This is a genomic window from Methylicorpusculum sp. (genome assembly GCF_030651835.1).
Taxonomy (GTDB): domain Bacteria; phylum Pseudomonadota; class Gammaproteobacteria; order Methylococcales; family Methylomonadaceae; genus Methylicorpusculum.
The window spans coordinates 56,904-77,818 of sequence record NZ_JAUSBX010000058.1; the positions used below are offsets into that span (position 1 = coordinate 56,904).

17 protein-coding genes are annotated in these 20,915 nt (G+C 46.4%); 11 read left to right on the forward strand and 6 right to left on the reverse strand.

Annotation, left to right across the window (positions count from 1 at the left end; genetic code table 11):
* Positions 1 to 204: 204 nt before the first annotated feature.
* On the reverse strand, positions 205 to 1,872 hold the full coding sequence (ettA, locus tag Q7V32_RS07780; protein ID WP_304896411.1) for an energy-dependent translational throttle protein EttA: 1,668 nt from the start codon (positions 1,870 to 1,872) through the stop codon (positions 205 to 207).
* Between the two features lie 465 nt (positions 1,873 to 2,337).
* The gene (locus Q7V32_RS07785; RefSeq protein WP_159656439.1) at positions 2,338 to 2,547 is read right to left on the reverse strand and encodes a cold-shock protein; all 210 of its coding nucleotides are present in this window, start codon (positions 2,545 to 2,547) and stop codon (positions 2,338 to 2,340) included.
* Positions 2,548 to 2,888: 341 nt separating this feature from the next.
* On the opposite strand from Q7V32_RS07785, the gene Q7V32_RS07790 reads away from it, so the two are divergent.
* The 7 genes from Q7V32_RS07790 (at position 2,889) to Q7V32_RS07820 (ending at position 11,734) form a co-directional block, all read left to right on the forward strand.
* Positions 2,889 to 3,122, forward strand: coding sequence for a TIGR02647 family protein (locus tag Q7V32_RS07790; RefSeq protein ID WP_304896412.1), 234 nt, complete (start codon positions 2,889 to 2,891; stop codon positions 3,120 to 3,122).
* 60 nt (positions 3,123 to 3,182) lie between these two features.
* Positions 3,183 to 4,562, forward strand: coding sequence for an oxygen-independent coproporphyrinogen III oxidase (hemN, locus tag Q7V32_RS07795; RefSeq protein WP_304896413.1), 1,380 nt, complete (start codon positions 3,183 to 3,185; stop codon positions 4,560 to 4,562).
* A 64-nt stretch (positions 4,563 to 4,626) separates the two neighbouring features.
* Complete coding sequence (locus Q7V32_RS07800; protein WP_304896414.1) at positions 4,627 to 5,955, forward strand: sigma-54-dependent Fis family transcriptional regulator; 1,329 nt, start codon at positions 4,627 to 4,629, stop codon at positions 5,953 to 5,955.
* A 39-nt stretch (positions 5,956 to 5,994) separates the two neighbouring features.
* Positions 5,995 to 6,915 (forward strand): LysR family transcriptional regulator, encoded by a 921-nt coding sequence (locus Q7V32_RS07805; RefSeq protein WP_304896415.1) that lies wholly within the window; start codon positions 5,995 to 5,997, stop codon positions 6,913 to 6,915.
* 510 nt (positions 6,916 to 7,425) lie between these two features.
* A complete protein-coding gene (locus tag Q7V32_RS07810) occupies positions 7,426 to 8,844 on the forward strand; it encodes an acetyl-CoA carboxylase biotin carboxylase subunit (RefSeq protein ID WP_304896416.1) in 1,419 nt (472 codons plus the stop codon).
* A 24-nt stretch (positions 8,845 to 8,868) separates the two neighbouring features.
* The gene (gene oadA / locus Q7V32_RS07815) at positions 8,869 to 10,695 is read left to right on the forward strand and encodes a sodium-extruding oxaloacetate decarboxylase subunit alpha (RefSeq protein ID WP_304896417.1); all 1,827 of its coding nucleotides are present in this window, start codon (positions 8,869 to 8,871) and stop codon (positions 10,693 to 10,695) included.
* Between the two features lie 58 nt (positions 10,696 to 10,753).
* A complete protein-coding gene (locus Q7V32_RS07820) occupies positions 10,754 to 11,734 on the forward strand; it encodes an L-threonylcarbamoyladenylate synthase (protein WP_304896418.1) in 981 nt (326 codons plus the stop codon).
* 225 nt (positions 11,735 to 11,959) lie between these two features.
* Here the strand turns inward: Q7V32_RS07820 and Q7V32_RS07825 are convergent, their stop codons facing one another.
* Both Q7V32_RS07825 and Q7V32_RS07830 read right to left on the reverse strand, forming a co-directional pair.
* The gene (locus Q7V32_RS07825) at positions 11,960 to 13,135 is read right to left on the reverse strand and encodes a hypothetical protein (protein WP_304896419.1); all 1,176 of its coding nucleotides are present in this window, start codon (positions 13,133 to 13,135) and stop codon (positions 11,960 to 11,962) included.
* A gap of 150 nt (positions 13,136 to 13,285) precedes the next feature.
* Positions 13,286 to 13,603 carry a c-type cytochrome gene (locus Q7V32_RS07830; RefSeq protein ID WP_304896420.1) on the reverse strand — a complete coding sequence of 106 codons (318 nt, stop codon included), beginning with the start codon at positions 13,601 to 13,603 and terminating at the stop codon, positions 13,286 to 13,288.
* A 382-nt stretch (positions 13,604 to 13,985) separates the two neighbouring features.
* On the opposite strand from Q7V32_RS07830, the gene Q7V32_RS07835 reads away from it, so the two are divergent.
* Positions 13,986 to 14,393 (forward strand): cyclic nucleotide-binding domain-containing protein, encoded by a 408-nt coding sequence (locus tag Q7V32_RS07835; protein ID WP_304896421.1) that lies wholly within the window; start codon positions 13,986 to 13,988, stop codon positions 14,391 to 14,393.
* Positions 14,394 to 14,635: 242 nt separating this feature from the next.
* Here the strand turns inward: Q7V32_RS07835 and Q7V32_RS07840 are convergent, their stop codons facing one another.
* A complete protein-coding gene (locus Q7V32_RS07840; RefSeq protein ID WP_304896422.1) occupies positions 14,636 to 15,199 on the reverse strand; it encodes a hypothetical protein in 564 nt (187 codons plus the stop codon).
* Between the two features lie 102 nt (positions 15,200 to 15,301).
* Entirely contained in the window at positions 15,302 to 15,946 is a 645-nt protein-coding gene (locus Q7V32_RS07845; RefSeq protein ID WP_304896423.1) for a 2OG-Fe(II) oxygenase, read from the reverse strand.
* A 140-nt stretch (positions 15,947 to 16,086) separates the two neighbouring features.
* On the opposite strand from Q7V32_RS07845, the gene Q7V32_RS07850 reads away from it, so the two are divergent.
* The 3 genes from Q7V32_RS07850 (at position 16,087) to Q7V32_RS07860 (ending at position 20,656) form a co-directional block, all read left to right on the forward strand.
* Positions 16,087 to 17,208, forward strand: coding sequence for a methyltransferase (locus tag Q7V32_RS07850; RefSeq protein WP_304896424.1), 1,122 nt, complete (start codon positions 16,087 to 16,089; stop codon positions 17,206 to 17,208).
* A gap of 57 nt (positions 17,209 to 17,265) precedes the next feature.
* Complete coding sequence (locus Q7V32_RS07855; protein WP_304896425.1) at positions 17,266 to 19,059, forward strand: hypothetical protein; 1,794 nt, start codon at positions 17,266 to 17,268, stop codon at positions 19,057 to 19,059.
* A 70-nt stretch (positions 19,060 to 19,129) separates the two neighbouring features.
* Complete coding sequence (locus Q7V32_RS07860) at positions 19,130 to 20,656, forward strand: fumarate hydratase (RefSeq protein ID WP_304896426.1); 1,527 nt, start codon at positions 19,130 to 19,132, stop codon at positions 20,654 to 20,656.
* The last annotated feature ends 259 nt before the right edge of the window (positions 20,657 to 20,915 follow it).

Sequence of the window (20,915 nt, forward strand, 5' to 3'; positions counted from 1 at the left end):
GGGGGTGTTTTGTGCTTATTCCTTAACCATTTCATGCTGAAAAATCGTTCGACTTGAATAAAGGTTCGGGATTTGCCTGTCGAGGTCCGCCGTGAATCCGTCCCAGGAGGCTTGACGGCAGCATCCCTGCTGCCGACATCCTCGCCAAACACACCCCGCACCTTTTTGAAACAAAATATGTTTAGATCAGATAGGGGTGACTCATTACTGGGTTAATTTTTTATATTTCAAGCGGTGCGGGTTGTCAGCATCACTGCCTAATCGGCGGTGGCGATCTGCTTCGTAATCCTGATAATTGCCTTCGAACCATACGACTTGGCTGTCGCCTTCAAAAGCCAGTATATGCGTAGCGATTCTATCCAGGAACCAGCGATCATGCGAAATAACCACGGCACAACCGGGGAAAGCCAGCAAGGCGTCTTCCAGTGCGCGCAGAGTTTCAACATCAAGGTCGTTTGTCGGCTCATCAAGTAATAAAACGTTTCCGCCGCTTTTCAGTAGTTTCGCGAGATGTACGCGGTTGCGTTCGCCGCCGGAAAGATCGCCGATTCTTTTTTGCTGATCCGCACCCTTGAAGTTAAAGCGTCCGACATAGGCACGCGACGGTGTTTCATATTTACCCACGGTAATCATGTCCAATCCATCGGTAATTTCTTCAAAGACTGTTTTACCGGCATCCATGTTGTCACGCAACTGATCAACGTAAGCCAGCTGGACGGTTTGTCCCAGCGTCAGCGTGCCATCATCAGGTTTTTCAATGCCGGCCATCATTCTGAATAATGTGGTTTTACCTGCACCGTTAGGGCCGATGATGCCGACAATGCCGCCGGGAGGCAGCTTAAAGCTTAAATTATTGAACAAGAGGCGGTCGCCAAAACCTTTGCTGACATTTTCGGCATCAATGACAATATCACCTAAACGAGGTCCGGGTGGAATGTAGATCTCCTGGGTTTCGTTGCGTTTTTGGACTTCTTGGGATGCCAGTTCATCGAAACGGGCTAAACGTGCTTTACTTTTAGCATGACGTCCTTTGGGATTGGAGCGTACCCATTCCAGTTCCATTTTCATGGCTTTTTGGCGGGATGATTCTTGTTTTTCTTCAAGTTCCAGGCGTTTGCCTTTTTGTTCCAGCCAACTTGAATAATTGCCTTCCCATGGTATTCCGGAACCTCTATCGAGCTCTAGAATCCAGCCTGCAACATTATCCAGGAAATAGCGATCATGGGTGACTGCGACAACAGTGCCGGAGTAATCGTGTAAAAACCTTTCCAGCCATGCGACCGATTCGGCGTCCAGATGGTTGGTCGGTTCATCAAGCAGCAGCATATCGGGATTTGACAGCAACAGACGGCATAAGGCTACACGTCTTTTTTCACCCCCCGATAGCGTGGTTACATCGGCGTCCCAGTCAGGCAAACGCAATGCATCGGCGGCAATTTCGAGCTTTCTGTCCAATTCCCAGGCGCCTGCCGCTTCAATTTTGTCTTGTAGCGCGGCTTGCTCGGTCAGTAAGGCATCAAAATCAGCATCCGGATCAGCAAAGGCATTGCTCACTTCATCAAAGCGGGTCAGTATTGCTTTAATATCAGCGACGGCTTCTTCAACATTGCCCCTGACGGTTTTGGTGGGATCAAGTTGAGGTTCCTGCGGCAGATAGCCGATATTGATACCTTTTAATGGTATAGCCTCACCTTCAATTTCCTTGTCAATGCCGGCCATGATGCGCAGCAGCGTCGATTTTCCGGAGCCGTTCAGGCCTAACACGCCAATTTTGGCGCCTGGAAAGAATGACAGGGAGATATCTTTGAGAATATATTTTTTGGGCGGGACAATTTTGCCGACCCGGTTCATGGAATAAATGTATTGAGCCATATTCTTTAGGTAATTCGCCTTGAGTAAATGATTTAAACCTTCTTAGGGCTAATATCCCATCTTATCAGATTAAATTTAAGTTGATAAACGTGAATAGGTTGATCGGAGGAGATTTAGTTGAATTATCTTGTGATGAGAAGCCGGAATACCGGATTCAAAGCAACAGAGATTGATCTTTCGGGAGTCGGTCTAATTTTATAGAGTATTAAAAAACTGGCGCTTAAGGCGACGAATGGCGTGCTTTTTTATCAAGCTTCCGATCTTAAAAGTGGTCAATGCGGCTAGGCAGTTTACTGGAAACTGTCTGGAATATTGGATGTGTTAAATCTTTTCGTTAAGGTAAAAAATTGCACATCAGTCTTGATTTACGTGCCATAACATTAGACATCGGTAAACAGGAACGATTTGTAAGGCTTTTATTAAAAAACTGCCCAAAATGAATTGGGCAGTTTAATTGGATTATTTTTAAGCGGGTGTTACGTTTTCCGCTTGAGGGCCTTTTTGACCTTGAGTTACTTCCATAGTAACTTTTTGGCCTTCATGCAAGGTTTTACGGCCAGAACCGTTGATTGCACTGTGGTGAACGAAAACGTCTTTACCACCTTCCTGTTCAATAAATCCAAAACCTTTTTCATCATTGAACCACTTGACGGTACCTGTAACTTGATTTGCCATAACACTCTCTTACTTTTTTAATATGCCGCTCAAACGCAGCGTTGAAATAAACAGGGCTATGATAAGACGCTGATTTTAGGAAAGCAATTTAATTTTTTCTAACGAATTGCATAATGAGCATAAATTTTAATAAACACATGGTTTATCAATGGTTTTTACTTGATCAAAAATTGAACAGTTGTTAATTTTTTTCTAGGTTGAGCCCAGTCAAAGTCATATTAGTCTGTTTTCACTTTAGATTTATTCAGCGTTTCCCGGTAAAACTAAGTATTATTAGCGTTTCGCTACCACTGATGGCAGCGTGTGCGGTTAACACTTTTAACCAAGATTAAGGGGATTTTATGCTTAAACAAGAACTAGTAGATGAGCTGAACATTTTATTGCACTATAACCTGACTACGACTTTAGAAGGTATCAAGATCCATAAGTCAGCGGATGCTTCTGTGATTGAAGCGGTAGAACGTATGTTTGATAAAGGCTTGGTCACGCGGCATGATGGTGGCTATTTAACCGATCTGGGACGGGCGGCTGCAGAACACGCTCAAGCCTGTTACACCATTTTGACTTCGGGTTGAATTAGAAAAAAAGTAACTTAGCCTCATGCAACGCATAGCTCAAAAAAATATTACAGGCAAATGAATCAAAATCTGACTTTCGACAGCGATTTAATCAATCGTTACGATACAGCTGGACCGCGTTACACCTCTTATCCAACTGCGTTGGAACTGCATGACGGGTTTGGAGAGCAGGATTATCTGCGCCAAATCGAACTGTCCAACGCCAGAGGCGGACCGCTGTCTTTGTATGTTCACATCCCATTTTGCGATACCGTCTGCTTTTATTGCGCCTGCAACAAAATTATTACTAACAACCGGCAACATGCCGAGCCTTATCTGCAGAACTTGATAAAGGAAATTGCCTTGCAAGGCGCTCTTTTTGACCGTAAGCGGATCGTCGATCAGTTGCATTGGGGCGGAGGAACGCCGACTTTTTTAAGCAATGCTCAAATGCAGGCATTGATGAACGCACTGCGTATGCATTTTCATTTTAGATCCGATGATGAAGGTCAGTATTCAATAGAAGTCGATCCTAGAGAAACCAATGACAGCACAATTGCTGAACTCAGGCGGCTAGGCTTTAATCGCATCAGTTTGGGATTGCAGGATTTTGACGTAAATGTGCAAAAAGCGGTCAATCGGATTCAATCCGAGCAGGAAACCTTTGCAGTTTTAGCGGCTGCCCGCAAGGAAGGTTTTAGATCAGCCAGTATTGACTTGATCTATGGGCTGCCTTTACAGACGGTACAAAGTTTTTCGGTCACGCTGGATAAAATATTGGCGGTCGAGCCGGATCGATTCTCGGTGTTCAATTATGCGCACTTGCCGCAGCGTTTTAAGACCCAGCGGCAAATCAATGAAGCCGATTTGCCTTCGGCTGAAGTCAAGCTGGCAATTTTACAAACAGTAATTCAACGCCTGACAGAGGCTGGATATGTCTATATCGGTATGGATCATTTTGCCAAACCGGATGACGAATTGGCCATTGCTCAGCGCGAAGGCAAGCTTTACCGAAACTTTCAAGGCTATTCCACCCATTCCGATTGCGATTTGATCGGTTTGGGCATGACCTCGATTGGACGGGTGGGGGATGCCTATATCCAGAATGCCAAAGACCTGGAAACCTATGCGCAAGCCTTGAGCCGGGCTCAATTGCCGGTATTTAAGGGCGTAGTGTTAAATCAGGACGACAAAATCCGCCGGGAAGTCATCACTCAATTAATTTGCCATTTTGAATTAAATTTCGGCACTATCGAACAACAGTTTGCGATTGTATTTGGTGACTATTTTGCAAAGGAATTACACGATTTGGAAAACATGCAGGCTGATGGATTGCTGGTTGTTTCATCATCCGGCATCAAGGTCTTACCGGCAGGACGTTTGTTGATTCGCAATATCTGTATGATTTTTGACCGGTATCTGGCTAAAAAGAATATGGCATTTTCAAAAGTGATTTAATGCCGCTTGATTAACTGGGGCCTTTAACTTTACCGGATGCAAAATTAATGATGATTCCTCGTAAATGAATGAGTCCTTTTTAACCTGGCTGGCGCAATTCAATGATGCCGAACTTCTGGCACGATTGCTTGAATTATTCAACGATCCGCCTTTTTATGCCGTTGATAAAGCAGGCCGTGTTATGTTCTGGAATCAGGCACTTGAGGAGTTAACCGGGTTCATGCAAGCTGATCTTTTAGGGCTGCCATCACCTATTTCTTGTCCGCTTGATTATCCGGATGAGGTTTTAATCCGGTCGGTCGAGTTTCAATCTAAAGCCGGTAAAACCATTCAACTGACGGTTAGAACGCGAGGACTTTTAGGACTCAATGGTCAATTGGCCGGCGCTGTTGCATGGATCCTGGTTGAGCGGGACGTTGACGCTGAAAAACAAGCAGTCCTCAAGCCAGTTGAATCCACTCAAAACTTTCATGGCATTATTAGCCGGTCGCCTGCAATGGAGGCGGTGTTTCAGATTATACAGAATGCGGCTCAAACCGAAGCCACCGTTCTAGTCAGAGGTGAAAGCGGTTCCGGCAAGGAATTGGTGGCCCGGGCAATTCATGATCTCAGTTTGCGCAGGCAGGCACCTTTTTTAGCCATCAATTGCGCGGCCTTGTCTGCAAACTTGCTGGAAAGCGAATTATTTGGCCATGTTCGAGGTGCTTTTACCGGTGCCATCAAAGATCATCCTGGGTTATTTCAAAGAGCCAAAGGTGGCACGCTGTTTTTGGACGAAGTGGCAGAACTGCCATTGGAGCTTCAAGCCAAATTATTACGAGTCATTCAGGAAAGAAATTACTATCCGGTTGGCGGGGACCGATTGCTGGATGTGGATGTGCGTCTGGTTGCGGCTACCCATCGCTCCCTTCGAGAAGAGGTAAAGTCCGGCCAATTCCGTGAAGATTTAATGTACCGCTTGCGGGTTGTGCCTATATTTTTGCCTTCTCTGCGTGAAAGAAGAGAAGATATTCCTCTTTTGCTGTGGCATTTCATCCGATTACACAACGCCCAAAATTTCAGAAAAATTGAAAAAATTGATCCACAGGCAATGCGGGTTTTGCTGGATTATCACTGGCCGGGTAATATCAGGGAATTACATAATATAATAGAATACGCATTTGCGGTGGGACGGGGATCTTGTTTGAGATTGAGTGAGTTACCCCCCGAATTCAGGGAAGCGGCTAAGCCGGAACCTAGCGCGCAGACACCTGTCATTGCGGCGAAAAATGAAGAGGATGCTATCCGTGAGGCACTTAAACGGTCTTCAGGATCAGTTGAGGCTGCGGCCGGCATGCTGGGTATGAGTCGCGTTACATTTTGGCGAAAACGCAAACGTTATGGCATAGAATGACTGTCAAACCACTTTTCTTTTGATGGCTTAATAATGCCGATGCGGATTACTTTACATCAATTACAACTCTTCGATGCGGCCGCTAGAATGCCCAGTTTTAAAGCGGCAGCCGAGGCGTTGAATTTGAGTCCTCCAGCCTTGAGTATTCAGCTTAAAATTCTGGAAGAGTCCTTGGGCGTCAGTCTGTTTGAGCAGATCGGCAAGAAAAAATACCTGACCTCGCCGGGCTTGGAGCTTCAGCAAGTCTGCCACCGCATATTTGACGAACTGAATCATCTGGATATGCGTTTCACGCAACTGCGTGGGGGTATGGCGGGAAAGCTGAGTATCGCCATCGTAACCAGTGCCAAATATTTCATGCCGCATTTGTTTGGTGCCTTTCAAAGGGTTTATCCTAATGTAGAATTCAACATGATCGTTGCCAATCGCACCCGAATACTGGAGCGTCTGGAAAACAATGCCGATGATTTGGTGATTATGGCCCACGTGCCCGATGCTTTTGATATAAAGGCCATCGATTTTCTGGATAATCCTCTGATAGTTATTGCTTCACCGGATCACCCCTTGGTGAAGGTCAAAAATATAGCCTTTGAACAGCTTTTGCAGCAGCCTTTTTTAATCAGGGAAAGTGGTTCAGGAACCCGGATGGCGGTTGAGCAGTATTTCAGTTCCCATAATGCGGCCATGAAAGTGGCAATGGAGCTGGGCAGCAGTGAGGCGATCAAACAAGGCGTTCTGGCGCGTTTGGGTATTTCCATTCTCTCCCGTCACTGTGTGTGGCTGGAATTGAAAACGGGTTTTTTAAAGCAGTTGGATGTACAGGGGTTTCCTGATGTGCGGTCTTGGTATGTTGTTTACCGGAAAGGCAAGCAGCTTTCACCGGTTGCCGATGCATTTATCAAATTTATTGTCGCTAATGGACAGATTATGTTGGATGAAGTGGAGCAGCTTTATCGATAACTTAGGGTTAAGATATAGCGAAGGAAGTTCGAAGCAAGCTAGGTTCATTAACAATAATTAAACAATGTTAAAAGAACTGGAATGTTCAAAGTGTTATCCTGTTAGAGAGCTTCAATCTAACGCCCATTAGAGGAGCGTTTATAGTAAAAGTGAATGAAGGATTGCCGCAATAGCCTGTTTTTTTTATATCTTTAGTAAATTTAGTGGGCTAACAGCGGTTATGCGGTAGAAGGGTTAGCGGCGTCATCAATGCTTTTATCATTTAGTTTTATTTAACTATTCCGTTAAAATAATTAAATGTATTTAAGTTGCTAACTGGCTTATGCTTAAAATTACGTAATTATTCAGCGTAGGTAGTTGATGCTTTTTCGAAATCCAACAATTAACGCCATGACCTTGAAGTGTTGGGTTGACTATTGCCAACCACAACCTACAGGGTCCATCAATTTCGTATTATTGTTCAGCTGAACAGTTACAAAATTACTATCATTAACGGGGTGTCCAGCTGTTATGTTACGCAAAATTCTTATCGCTAATCGCGGCGAAATTGCTGTCAGAATTATCAGGGCCTGCGCAGAAATGGGCATCCGCTCGGTAGCAATCTATTCAGAGGCTGACCGTTTTGCGCTGCATGTCAAAAAGGCGGATGAATCCTACTGCATAGGGAGTGAGCCTCTTGCCGGTTATCTTAATCCACATGCCTTAGTCAACCTCGCTGCTTCAACGGGTTGCGATGCCATTCATCCGGGTTATGGATTTTTGTCTGAAAATGCACTTTTTGCTAAGATCTGTAAAGACCGTGGCTTGATTTTTATAGGCCCGGAGTCCGATGTCATTCATCGCATGGGCGATAAAACCGAAGCCCGTAAAGCAATGATTAAAGCCGGTATTCCGGTGACTCCCGGTTCAGAAGGCAATGTTGTCAATGTCGAAGAAGCACTGTCCATAGCGGAACAAATCGGTTATCCGATCATGTTGAAAGCGACGTCCGGCGGCGGGGGGCGAGGTATTCGCCGCTGTGATAGCCAACAGGAATTGCTGCAAAACTACGATAGGGTTATTTCCGAGGCGACCAAAGCTTTTGGAAGTGCCGATGTGTTTTTGGAAAAGTGTGTCGTCAATCCAAGGCATATTGAAGTGCAGGTGCTGGGCGATCATCACGGAAACACCATTCATCTTTACGAACGTGATTGTTCCATTCAGCGTCGTAATCAAAAGCTGATAGAAATTGCTCCCTCGCCCCAGCTCGATGAAGCTCAGCGCCAGTATATCGGGGGGCTTGCCGTATTGGCGGCCAAAGCGGTGGGTTATACCAATGCGGGGACAGTAGAGTTCTTGCTGGATGACAAGGATCGTTTTTACTTTATGGAAATGAACACCCGCGTTCAGGTCGAGCATACCATTACTGAAACCATTACTGGCGTGGATATTGTCGAAGAACAAATCCGGGTTGCCGCCGGTTTACCTTTGCGTTTCAAGCAAGAGGAAATCAAACGCAGGGGCTACGCCATTCAGTTTCGCGTCAATGCCGAAGACCCGAAAAATAGTTTTTTACCCAGTTTCGGACATATTTCCCGTTATTACGCGCCGGGCGGACCGGGAGTGCGAACTGATACGGCTATCTATACCGGCTATGAAGTTCCTCCATTTTATGACTCCATGCTGGCTAAAGTGATTGTCAATGCGCATACTTGGGAGGATGCCATCAAACGCGGGGAAAGGGCACTTAAAGATATGGGCTTGTTCGGCATTAAAACGACGATCCCTTATTATTTGAAAATTTTGAGCCACCCTGAGTTTCGATCCGGCCGTTTCAATACCAGTTTTGTCGAAAGTCATCCCGAACTGGTCAATTATTCATTAAAACCCAGGCCAGAAGTATTGGCCAGCGTAATTGCTGCAGCCATGGCAGCGCATACTGGTCTTTGAATCCGTTTTTCCTAGGAACACCCGATGCAAAAAGTACACATTACTGACGTTATACTTCGCGATGCTCACCAATCATTGATTGCAACGCGGCTGCGCACTGAGGACATGCTACCCGCATGCGAGATGCTCGATAATATCGGCTATTGGTCCTTGGAATGTTGGGGCGGGGCGACCTTTGATGCCTGTCTGCGTTTTCTGAAAGAAGATCCTTGGGAGCGGCTCAGCAAGCTTAGGACCGCTTTGCCTAAAACTCGCTTGCAGATGTTATTGCGCGGACAAAATTTGCTGGGCTATCGTCATTATTCCGATGATGTTGTTAAAGCATTCATAGAGCGAGCGGCAGCTAACGGAATGGACGTATTCCGTATTTTTGACGCGTTGAACGATGTCAGAAATCTTCAAACCGCTATCGAAGTGACCAAAGCTACCGGCAAGCATGCGCAGGGAACCATTTGTTACACCACCAGTCCGGTGCATGATGTCAAAAGTTTTGTGACTTTGGGAAAAGCGTTGGCAGAATTGGGTTGTGATTCGATTGCGATAAAAGACATGGCCGGACTGCTGACGCCTTTTGCTGCCAGCGACTTGGTCAAAGCGCTTAAAGACGCACTGGATTTACCGCTGCATTTACATACGCATGCGACATCCGGTTTGGCGGAAATGTGCCAGCTTAAAGCCATTGAGGCAGGATGTGATCATGTCGATACGGCTTTATCCTCATGGTCCGGCGGCACCAGTCATCCGCCCACGGAGAGTTTGGTGACCGCGCTTCGCGGCACACCTTATGATACCGGTCTGGATTTGGATAAACTGGAAGCGGCAAATGCCTATTTTGCCAATATAAGAAAAAAATACCGCCGCTTTGAAAGTGAATTTACCGGTGTGGATACGCGGGTTCATGTTTTTCAGGTGCCCGGAGGCATGATTTCGAATCTGGCCAACCAGTTGAAAGAGCGTAATGCGCTGGATCGCATCGAAGAAGTTTACCGAGAAATTCCCAAGGTACGTGAAGACCTGGGTTATCCTCCTTTGGTAACACCGACTTCTCAAATCGTCGGAACTCAGGCGGTATTGAATATCCTGACGGGGAAGCGCTATGACACTATTTCTAACGAAGTGAAGCGTTATTTACAAGGTGGATACGGCAAATCTCCCGCGCCTGTGAACAAGGAATTACAACATAAGGCCATCGGCAAAGAAGACTTGATCGATTGCCGTCCGGCTGATTTGCTTAAACCTGAATTCGAACATCTGCGTCAGGAAATTGCCCATCTGGCCAAAAATGATGAGGACGTATTGAGCTATGCCATGTTCCCTGAAATCGGCAAACAATTTTTGGAATTACGTTCCACTGATCATTTGGTTGCAGAGCCTTTGGAACTTGAAGAACCTGTTGAAACGGGCTCAAAAACTGCTCCTACCGAATTTAATGTCGCGTTGCACGGAGAGGCTTACCACATCAAAGTGACTGGAGCCGGGCCTAAGAATCAAACGCTGCGTCACTTCTATTTCATGGTCGATGGCGTGCCTGAAGAGATTGTTGTCGAAACGCTGGATGAAATCGTGCTCGATGGCGGAACACAAGGCGCGGTTCAAGGCAGTATTTCCAGCAAACGCCGCCGCCCCAGTGAGCCTGGTGATGTGGTAGTCAGCATGCCCTGTAATATTCTTGAAGTGCTGGTTAAACACGGGCAAAAAGTTGATGCAGGACAGGCGGTGTTGGTTACCGAAGCGATGAAAATGGAAACCGAAATCACTGCACCAATTGCCGGTGTCGTCAAAGCCGTTCATGTGGTTAAAGGTGAGCCGGCTAATCCCAATGAAGTGCTGATAGAAATTGTGCCTGAATGATGCGGTTCGTCAAAATCTGTGTACCAAGCAGTCCAGCTGAATCCTGGCTCGCTAATTAATGAGACCGATCAGAGCCAGTTCGGTAGCAATTGAACGTGCGGCGGAATTATTAAAGCAGGGCGGCTTGGTCGCATTTCCTACCGAAACCGTCTATGGCTTGGGCGCAGACGCTGGCAATGCTGGGGCGGTACAGCGGATTTTTAGCGCCAAAGGACGGCCTGCCGATCATCCTCTGATTGTTCATCTTGCTTACAGTCATCAATTAAATGACTGGGCCATTGATATCCCTGACGCCGCTTTTAAGTTGGCCCAGGAGTTCTGGCCCGGACCTTTGGCGATAATTTTAAAAAAACAAGCCCATGTACCGCAGGTTGTTACCGGCGGGCAGCAGACCATAGGCCTGCGGGTTCCCAATCATCCGGTTGCGTTGTATCTGCTGCGCCTTTTTGGCGGCGGTATCGCGGCGCCCTCGGCAAACCGTTTCTGCCGCATCAGTCCTACTTGCGCAGATCATGTCGAAGAAGAGTTGGGCGATGAAGTCGATATGATCCTGGATGGCGGCAACTGTCAGGTGGGGGTTGAATCGACAATCATCGATCTCAGCGGGAAACGTCCGGTTTTGATCAGGCCCGGCCATATCAGTCGGGAAGAGTTGCAGACGGCACTTCAGATGGAAGTATCATTCCCTGATGAGAATAAACCCGGCTTACGAGCACCCGGCCTTTTGGCCGTTCACTATGCGCCGGTAACCCCTGCGATACGCTGTCATTCAGAGCGTTTGGATGAAATGCTTTACGAATTAACGTCGGAAGGGCAATCTGTGGGGGTTTTGCTGTACAAATCAATATTTGCCGAAACAGAAAATCTTCATGTCATGCAGGCGCCATTGAAACCTGAGCCTTATGCGCAGTTGTTATATGCGGCCTTACGGCAATTGGATCATTTGAATCTGGATATTATTGTCGTTGAGCAACCCCCCGAGAATGAGGATTGGCGAGCTATCAATGACCGCTTGAAAAAAGCCACGATTCCACGTTAAAAGCAGGGCTTTTAGGGTGATTTAAGACCCCTGTAACAGAAAAGCCCGGCCAATAACGGTACAAAACTCCATACAGCATTAACCGGGCATTTCTTACTATCTCCAAATTGAAAGACAGTCTGTTTTTTTCAGAGTTCAGTTACACGCTAAATTTTTTTATTTGTGATGGACAATTTTTTTTCGGCAGATTAAATGAGAATCTGATCAAGCGTGCCCACACTTGATTTATTGGTTATCGGGCCTGAAATTTAACTGGCACAGGGATTGAGCGGCAACTAGCTCGCCATTCAGTAAATGGTTTTTTAAGTACTCGATGCGCTGCATATAAACGGCTGTGTAGTCGCCAAAAGCTTTGGGTAGCTCTTGCTTTTCCATTTTGGACAGATGGCCATCAAATGCGGCCGCGAGGCAGAGCAGGTCCAAAAGAAAAAAACGTTCTTCAGCCGGCAGTTGCTCCAGCAACGCTAAAAAAAGAGGCCAGTCATCGTAGTCACCTTGCTGATCCAGGTTAAAGCAACTATTAAACCGGTAGATTAGCATCAACATGTTCGGGTGGTGATTTTGGGTCAATACCATCATGGTCGCAATGGCTCGGATTGCGCCTTCCTGGGCCTGGGTTGAAAGGTTATCCATAACCTTCTGTGTCAATATTTCCTGACTGATATATTGCACCAGGCTGTGTCCGAAGATTCTAAGCCGGGCTTCGCGAACGACTTTGTAGATAACGATGGCATCCCATATGCCGGTGATCGGGATTGCTATCCAGCTGAAACTGCTTCTCAAGCCTAATTTTCCGCCCATTCGCGTCAACAAAAATTTGACCGCGACGCTGGTTAAAATCACTTTGGCTTTATAAAGAAGACCGATAATCAGTAATTTGGGTTTGGAAACATATTTTAAAGGATCGATTCCCAAATAGCGGATGACCGGATCCGGTAATTCCAAAGCCGCGCGAGCCAGCAAATTGGCAACTGTGTCGTTGCCGGGTAACAAAGGATCGCTTTCGGCAGGTTGGGAGTGGCTTAAGCAGGCGATACTGTGAACAGTTTTTAAGCCCAGCCAGAACAGTAAGGTCAATTCAATGATTAACGAGAGCAAGGCAACGCCAAGCTGCAAGAAAATGTACGCGTAAAAGTCCAGCGAATCAAAATAAAACCATTCCACCAGTACCGTCGGAATGGTAGTGGCCGCACCGATACAAAAGGCTATGATTGCGGCATAGTCAGTAATCAGTACGGATAAAAAGTGCCGAATGCTATCGTCAAAAAGGCTGGCATCCAGGGTCTTATTTACTCGTTCTTTGTTCAGTTTTCCGGAGAGGCGATGGAAATATTTAACCCCCCAGCGTTCCAGGACGCTCTCGGAGTCAGATCTGGCATACTCGGAATTTGGATTCGGCATTTAAGAACGGGGTAAATGACTGTTGTTGTGCAGGTTGCTATCCACGGCAAACATTCTGCCGTGAATAGACTGATTAACGCTGTTGACAGTATCTGGCTTGAAAACCTAATCGTTCAGTTTCAGACTGTAAGAGCATTGATGATGGTGCGATTATTTCCAGCCTTTTTCAGCTTGTTCTATAACATAAGCGGATACGCTTTCAATTTGTTTTTCATCCAGTGAGGCTTTAAAAGCGGGCATTGGTGCCTTGCCGTTAGTGACAATCGCTTTTACTGCATCTACTGTTGCAACGCCGTTTTTATCAAGGCTGTCTTTCATCAAGGTTTTAGCTGGGTTCATAATATTTCCCCCGCCTTTATGGCAAGACGCGCAGTTTTTGTCAAAAACTTCATTAGCACTTGCTGCGCCTGAAAATAAAACGGCTGAAGCGGATAAGGCCAAAGTGGCAAGAAAAACTGATTTTTTCATAGGATTCTCCAAAAAGTTGCGTAACTTTATTTTGCTTTGATGCGGCTGAAGTCAGTTGTTTTTATCTTTGATGAACTTCAGTCTACGTGTCTCCGGAGCCGGAATACTCGCATGTTACGGCCCATCGGGATATGCCTTATAAAGGGCCGGGCCATTGTAACGCCCGTTTCTTGCTGTTGGCAAACCTGTAATGGTGTTTCCTCTTGAATTTCACAGGCATTTGCGGCGGGTTGATTTAAAAATTATACTGATAATGTTAACAAGTTCACATATTTCACTTTTTTTGATTGAGTCCAAATTTATGACGGCTGCGCATCATTACCATTCCCTAAAATCGTTACTGAATCATCCAGGATTTTATGAGGGGGAAAATTGGTACAAAATGAAATTAGAAGCTGAACAATTAGTGATTTTGGAAGGCGAGACCGGTCATGAAATATATGCGATTCTGAGCGGTAAGGTTTCGGTCTGTACCCAGGTCCAGATTTCAGAATCCAGGAATATGCTCTCGGGGCTATGCGAATTATTTGATGGGGAAGAATTTGCGCATTCCTGTTTTTTTGATGAAGAACCGCACAGTGCGTCTGTCAAGACAATTACCCCCTGTGAACTCGCGGTGATTGATGCGGCAAAGCTTAAGGTTTTTTTGCAGGATCATCCCGAAATAGGGTTCAACCTTCTTTATTATTGGATAACCATGATGTTGCCCCGAATTCGCCAAGGTAACAAACGTTTTGCCAGTCTGTTCAGTTGGGGTTTAAAAGCCCATCAACTGGATGTATCTCTATAACAGATTAGGTCTGGCTTTTTCAGTAAAAACGGTTAAGTGCAATTTTTTTCCTGATACTCTTTTCACGGTGAAAATGCGTTCGACTTTATATAAGGTGCAGAAAGTGCCTGTTGAGGGTTACCGTAAACCTCTCTGGAGGTGCTTTGGCATCCATTTTGCCGTACTCGCAAAATATTCCTCGGTATCTTCTATAAACTGGACGTTTTTTGGATCAGATAGGCGTGAACGATGAATGGCTTTATTCATTTGGGTAAGGTCACGCCGCCTTTTTCGATGATGAGCGCTTTTTTTAGCATGTCGCTCGCAGATGGATTGGCCCTGTAGGCCGCACCTATTTTTTTGTAATAGGTGATCGTATCGAATTTTTCGTTAGCCTGTTGCTGCGTTATCCGGCTCAGCAAAGCCCTGAAAGCCGGTGATACGGTAACCACTCTTAAGCCTTTGATGATGCTGGTTTTCGATTCCACTAACACCAAATGAAAAGGCAGATACCCTTCGTTGTCTTCCACTTTTTCATCGCCGGCCAAATGGATGGTAAAGGCAAGATCCGACCAGTCCAGAAAATTTTCGATTTTGAACAAAAAAAACAATGTATTGTTTTCGTTAAATAAGCCAAATGAAGTTGGGCCGTTCAAAAAGCAGTCAACATGCTTTTGAGTAACTGAAAAATTAAAAGTCAGCAACGGTGCGCCATTGACCAGAATGATGCTCATACCTTCATCAGGTATGTCGTGATCAAATTTTTTACCCACCGTCAGTTGCATGGTTTCCATCATTAATTGTGTCTTTGAGTTTCTTTCTGTCATTCTATAATCAAGCCTGGCTTAAATGAACCTAAAACTTCGGCCAATCCATGAAACGCGCGAAAAAATCAAGCAGTTGTCGTAATTTTCCAAAAGGTGTCTGAATCAGACTGAAAGTTTATTACCTACTCTAAACCAGCCGGCGATACTGAATCGTTGCGCATGAGATATGAGGACTTCATGAGCGATTTCTTCGCTGAGAAAGACCGCCAAAGTACCGGCTTCGGGTTTGATGCGAGCTGTTTCAGCGCCGGACTCCGGATCGAAAAGAATCAACTGGCCGCCGTCCTTGTCATTCCAGTCTGGATTCAAGTAGGTGACGGTGCTCAAGACCCGATTAGCGGCGCCTCTAAAGCTGTCTTTATGTTTGGCATAAAACGATCCGGGCTCATAAAGCGCAAAATGGCCTTCAAAAACAGCCAGTCCTAAAAAAAGTCGTCTATTGATACCCTGGCGCAAATGCTCCATCTGTTTCAAATAAAGGCTTTGTGCGGCTGTCTCGCCGGATAACCAGCGGGTTTGATCGCTTCTTACCGACGGATCGACCATAAAGTCATGGCCGCGTCCTATCCCGGCTTCAGTCAAACCGGTTGATCCGGCGTGGTTTATCACTTCGTTTCGAAGGTCTTCAATCAAGACGGGTGAGAAAAAATCAAAAAGGACGCCCCAGCCTTGTTCGGCCAAATTGTGACAGAGTTGATCCAGTAGTAAGTCATCAGGATTTTGAATGGGAGAGTCTTCGCATGTCATCAGGTTTATTATCCGGCTCAGAGGCTCGCGTAAACCGTATCTTGATATCGGCGTTTCGCGGCGGTGAGTTATAATAGCCGGAAAATTTCAAGGTGTTAATGGTGGTTGTGAAGCAGTTGGAAAGTAATGTGGATAATCTGATGACTGTTCCCCAGGGACGTTTTGTGTTATGCCGTTTGCCCGCCAGAAGGAATGAGCTGTTAAGAGCCTGGGATGCGGCAGATGAGTTGTTGCTGAATGAATTGGATCAGCACGGCTTGCCTGAAGCGGAGTCTCGTATTTTGATCATCAATGATGCTTTTGGAGCTTTGACAGTAGCTCTACAGCCTTATGCGCCAGTGGTTTGGTCCGATTCTTATCTCAGCCATCAGGCCAGCAGGAACAATCTGGATACCAACAGCAGGTCGCAGGATGCGGTGACTTTTTTAACAAGTCTGAATCAACCTCCCGGTCTGTTCGATTTGATTCTGATTAAAGCGCCCAAGACATTAGCGCTGCTGGAACATCAATTAATCGGCTTGCGGCCATTGCTGAAACCCGCCACGAGACTGATCGTTGCCGGTATGTTCAAGGCGTTAACCGCTTCGATATGGACCTTGCTGGAAACGCTGATAGGACCTACGACGACCTCACTGGCCTGGAAGAAAGCACGCCTGATTGCTGTAAAGCCTGACTTCCGGCTGCCTGTGCGGGTTAATCCTTATCCCGGTTGTTATAAACTGGAAGGTACTGATTTTGATATCGTCAATCATGCCAATGTATTTTCAAGGGAACGTCTGGATATAGGCGCTCGATTTTTTCTTGAGCAACTGGCTCAGTGGCCGGATGCCAGTGATATTATTGATTTGGGCTGCGGTAACGGTGTGATCGGTCTGATGGCAGCTGCAAAAAATCCCGGAGCGGTCATTCATTTTGTCGATGAATCCTATATGGCGGTTGCATCGGCAAGAGAAAATTTTCTCGCGGCATTCGGTCACAGTGCCGCCGCAACATTCAGGGCGGGCGATTGTTTAAATGAATTTAAGCCCGGTTCAGCGGACGTTATTCTTTGTAATCCACCCTTTCATCAACAACATGCGGTGGGCGATATGATTGCGGTACGGATGTTTAAGCAAGCCAGGCAAGTACTGAATAAAAAAGGCGCTTTGTGGGTGATTGGCAATCGGCACTTAGGCTATCAACAGACACTGAAAACCCTTTTCAGGCAGGTGTCATTGGTTGCCGGCAATGCCAAGTTTGTAGTTTTTAAAGCAACCGGTTAAAGCGGTGATGGTGTTCATCTCTTTTCGGGTAATGTTTCTCTGAAACAAGGTTAAAGCATGTGGCGTAGTAAATTTAGATTTTTACACTATTTAGTTATGGGTGTTGTTGTTTTAGGCGGCTGTACCACATCAAGACAGCTGGCTCTTGATTATCCAGTGCCCAAAGCCAGCTCTCTCGCACCTTCGGAAGGTATCTCTTCAGAAGATGGCGACGATTATTATGTTCAGCTGATGTCTGAATTCGAATTAAAAGGCGACAATGCTTTAAAAGCGGGCTGCACGGATATCGGGCCGAGCTATGAGACCAATGAAACGTCTGCTGCAGTCATTTTTAAGGTCAAAAACGAGGCGGTTAATTTTCAGCAGGATGTGACTGCATTGGTTTACAAAGCGGGTACAGGCAAGTGTAATTTTAACCTTGAGACCCGTAAAGCCGCATTAACGCCCTGGTTAAGACTGGATTTAAGTAAGGAAACGGCCATCGATTACAGTTTTGTGACCAGTAATCAGAGCGATACGAACGTGACCAAATTACTCGGCGATGTCAATACGACGACTAATTTACTGGCCATAACCGGTGTCGGTCTTGGCGTGGCCGTGATGGGTAAAATGGCTAATGAGTGGGTTCAAGGTGCACCGGTATTTGGTGCCCAAGTTCCTGTACCGGCTCAGACGGTTCCCTCGGCGGCAAAAGTAAGCAGTGAAACCCACAACCTTCAATCGCTGGTTCGTTTGTCAGGTAAAGAAGTGATATTGAATGAAACCCGTTTGCCGGTTTATGAAGTGGCCGACGGTGCAACCAAGATATTGAGTTCCGAGCCCAAATTATTGGGTGAACTCAAAGTCTATCCGGAATTACGCAGAACGCTGCTGCTGAAAAACCCCTCGTTAAATGTGCCTAATGCCCAGGATCTCAGTCTCGATGAGCTATGGCGATCGCCCATTCGAACCGCAAAGGGCAGTATCGATTTAAAAACACTGATTGATAAAGTGGATTCGGCTGATAAGCCCAATCTTCAGCCAGATTGGAAGAACTACGCCGAAGTCGAAAGCCAGTGCCGCAAGTTAAAAAGAGTGTTGAGAGAACTGGGTTTCAATAAGTACGATCGCAATGCGGTTTTGTTTTATTTTCTGGGCTCTTCAACTGAATGGCAAAACTATACGATTCCTGCGGCCAAATTGTCAGCGGGTGACTATAAAATGAGTACGCTGCAACAGTATCGAGAACGGAACTTTTCGGGTTGTTTGGCCAAACAGGATTATGACGCCATGGCGCAGATGGGTTTGCCGGTCAATACCGATAAAACCTGGGAGACGCTATTAATGGGGCGGCGCAAACAGGAGAGTGTGGTGGGGCCGGTTCAATCAATTGGTCGCCAACTCACTGCCGTGATCAATAATAAAAATCCAACCGAAATGGCGCGGCAAATTTATCCGCTGATTGCCACTGCCAAAGAGGGTAACGGTCAGGTGTTATTGCAAAATAATCTAGGTGATTTCGGGCTGGAAAATCTGCTGGGTGTGACAGCAATCTCCGGGGAGGGCGTTGTGTTGTCTTATCAGCAGGTTGAACAGGTTTTCAACTGGCTTGCAATAAAGGAGCTGAGTTGTTCAAGGCCTGCAATTGAACAAGGAAAACCATTAGGTCATATCGGTTTGATGCTGTTTACCACACAAGACGGATCGCCCTGGCCTAAAGGTGGCGCACTGGAGTATGAAATCCTTAACGGCAAGATTGCCCGGCTGTCTTTCCAGAATCCGGCTTTTCGCGATTTTGAGCAAAGTCTCATTGATTTTCCTGAAGTCGGTGGCTGTCGTATCAGCAGTGATTTTGTGCAAAAACTGAAATGAGCCGGATGAATTCAACTATTCACGCAGTAGCGTGGGAACAACCTCATTTTCACTTAGCAAGGAATTAACTATGACTCTTATTCGCCAGGACGATGTTATTCAAAGCGTGTTTGATGCGTTGCAATTTATTTCCTATTACCATCCCAAAGATTTTATTCAGGCGATGCATGAGGCGTATCAAAAAGAGCAAAGTCAGGCAGCCAAGGATGCTATTGCTCAAATCCTCATAAATTCTAGAATGTGTGCGGAGGGGCATCGGCCTATTTGCCAGGATACCGGCATTGTCGTTGTATTTTTAAAAGTCGGGATGAATGTGCGCTGGGAAGCCGACATGAGTGTGGCCGATATGGTTAATGAAGGCGTCAGGCGCGCTTATCAGCATCCGGATAATATCTTGAGAGCGTCCATTTTGTCCGATCCGGCCGGAAAAAGGATTAATACCAAAGACAATACGCCCGCTGTTGTGCATATGGAAATCGTTTCCGGCGATCAGGTAGAGGTTGAAATCGCCGCCAAAGGCGGAGGCTCGGAAGCCAAATCCAAATTTGCCATGCTCAATCCCTCCGACAGCATTGTCGATTGGGTGCTTAAAATGGTGCCGACTATGGGGGCCGGATGGTGTCCGCCCGGTATTTTGGGAATAGGTATCGGTGGTACGGCTGAAAAAGCAATGATTCTGGCAAAACAAGCGTGCATGGAATCTATCGATATTCAAGAATTGATAGCCCGCGGACCGCAGAACAGAGTCGAAGAATTGCGTCTGGAATTGTTCGAAAAAGTGAATGCTTTGGGGATAGGTGCGCAAGGTCTGGGTGGTCTGACCACTGTGCTGGATATAAAAATCCGTGACTTTCCGACGCATGCTGCGAATCTGCCTATCGCAATGATTCCAAATTGTGCCGCAACACGGCACGCGCATTTTATTTTGGACGGTTCCGGGCCTGCCAAACTTGAATCGCCGAGTTTAAGTGATTGGCCCGAAGTGACCTGGGATGCCGGTAAAACAGCCAAGCGCGTTAATCTGGCTACCGTGACACGGGAAGACGTCGCGTCATGGCAGCCGGGCGAAACGCTGTTATTGAGCGGCACCTTACTGACCGGACGGGATGCGGCACACAAACGCCTGATCGATTTATTTAACCGCGGCGAACCGTTGCCGGAGGGGGTTGATTTCACCAATAAATTTATCTACTACGTCGGCCCGGTGGATGCGGTGCGTGATGAAGTAGTCGGTCCGGCGGGGCCTACCACGGCGACACGCATGGATAAATTTACCGGTGCCTTGCTGGACAATACCGGTTTGCTGGGCATGATAGGCAAAGCCGAACGGGGTCCGGAAGCCATTGCGGCTATAAAAAAACACCGGTCTGTTTATTTAATGGCTGTAGGCGGGGCGGCTTATCTGGTTTCCAAAGCCATACGCCAGGCCCGCATCGTGGCTTTTGCAGATTTGGGTATGGAGGCTATACACGAGTTCGTCGTGGAAGACATGCCCGTAACCGTAGCCGTCGATGCCAACGGTATTTCAGTCCATAACACCGGTCCCAAAGCATGGCAGGCCAAAATAGGCAAGATTCCGGTGTTGACTGAAGGTTGATCAAGTCGCTAATGCTAACTACTCGCCCGCTTTGAATTAAAGGTGCAGGCGATTGATTTCAAAGGACGCGTAAATAGGTCACTGTAGTTAAGATTGTGGGGATACCTACCTCTTTTCTCAGGGTAAACGCATTAAAATAATTAATATATCAATATGTTATCTGGTTGCTTAGAACGCATCGTCAATTTGGCTCAACTCAAGGCGCCCCTCCCTGGGTCCCGTTAGGCCGCGCCGAGCACTGGCGATTTTGCCGAGAATT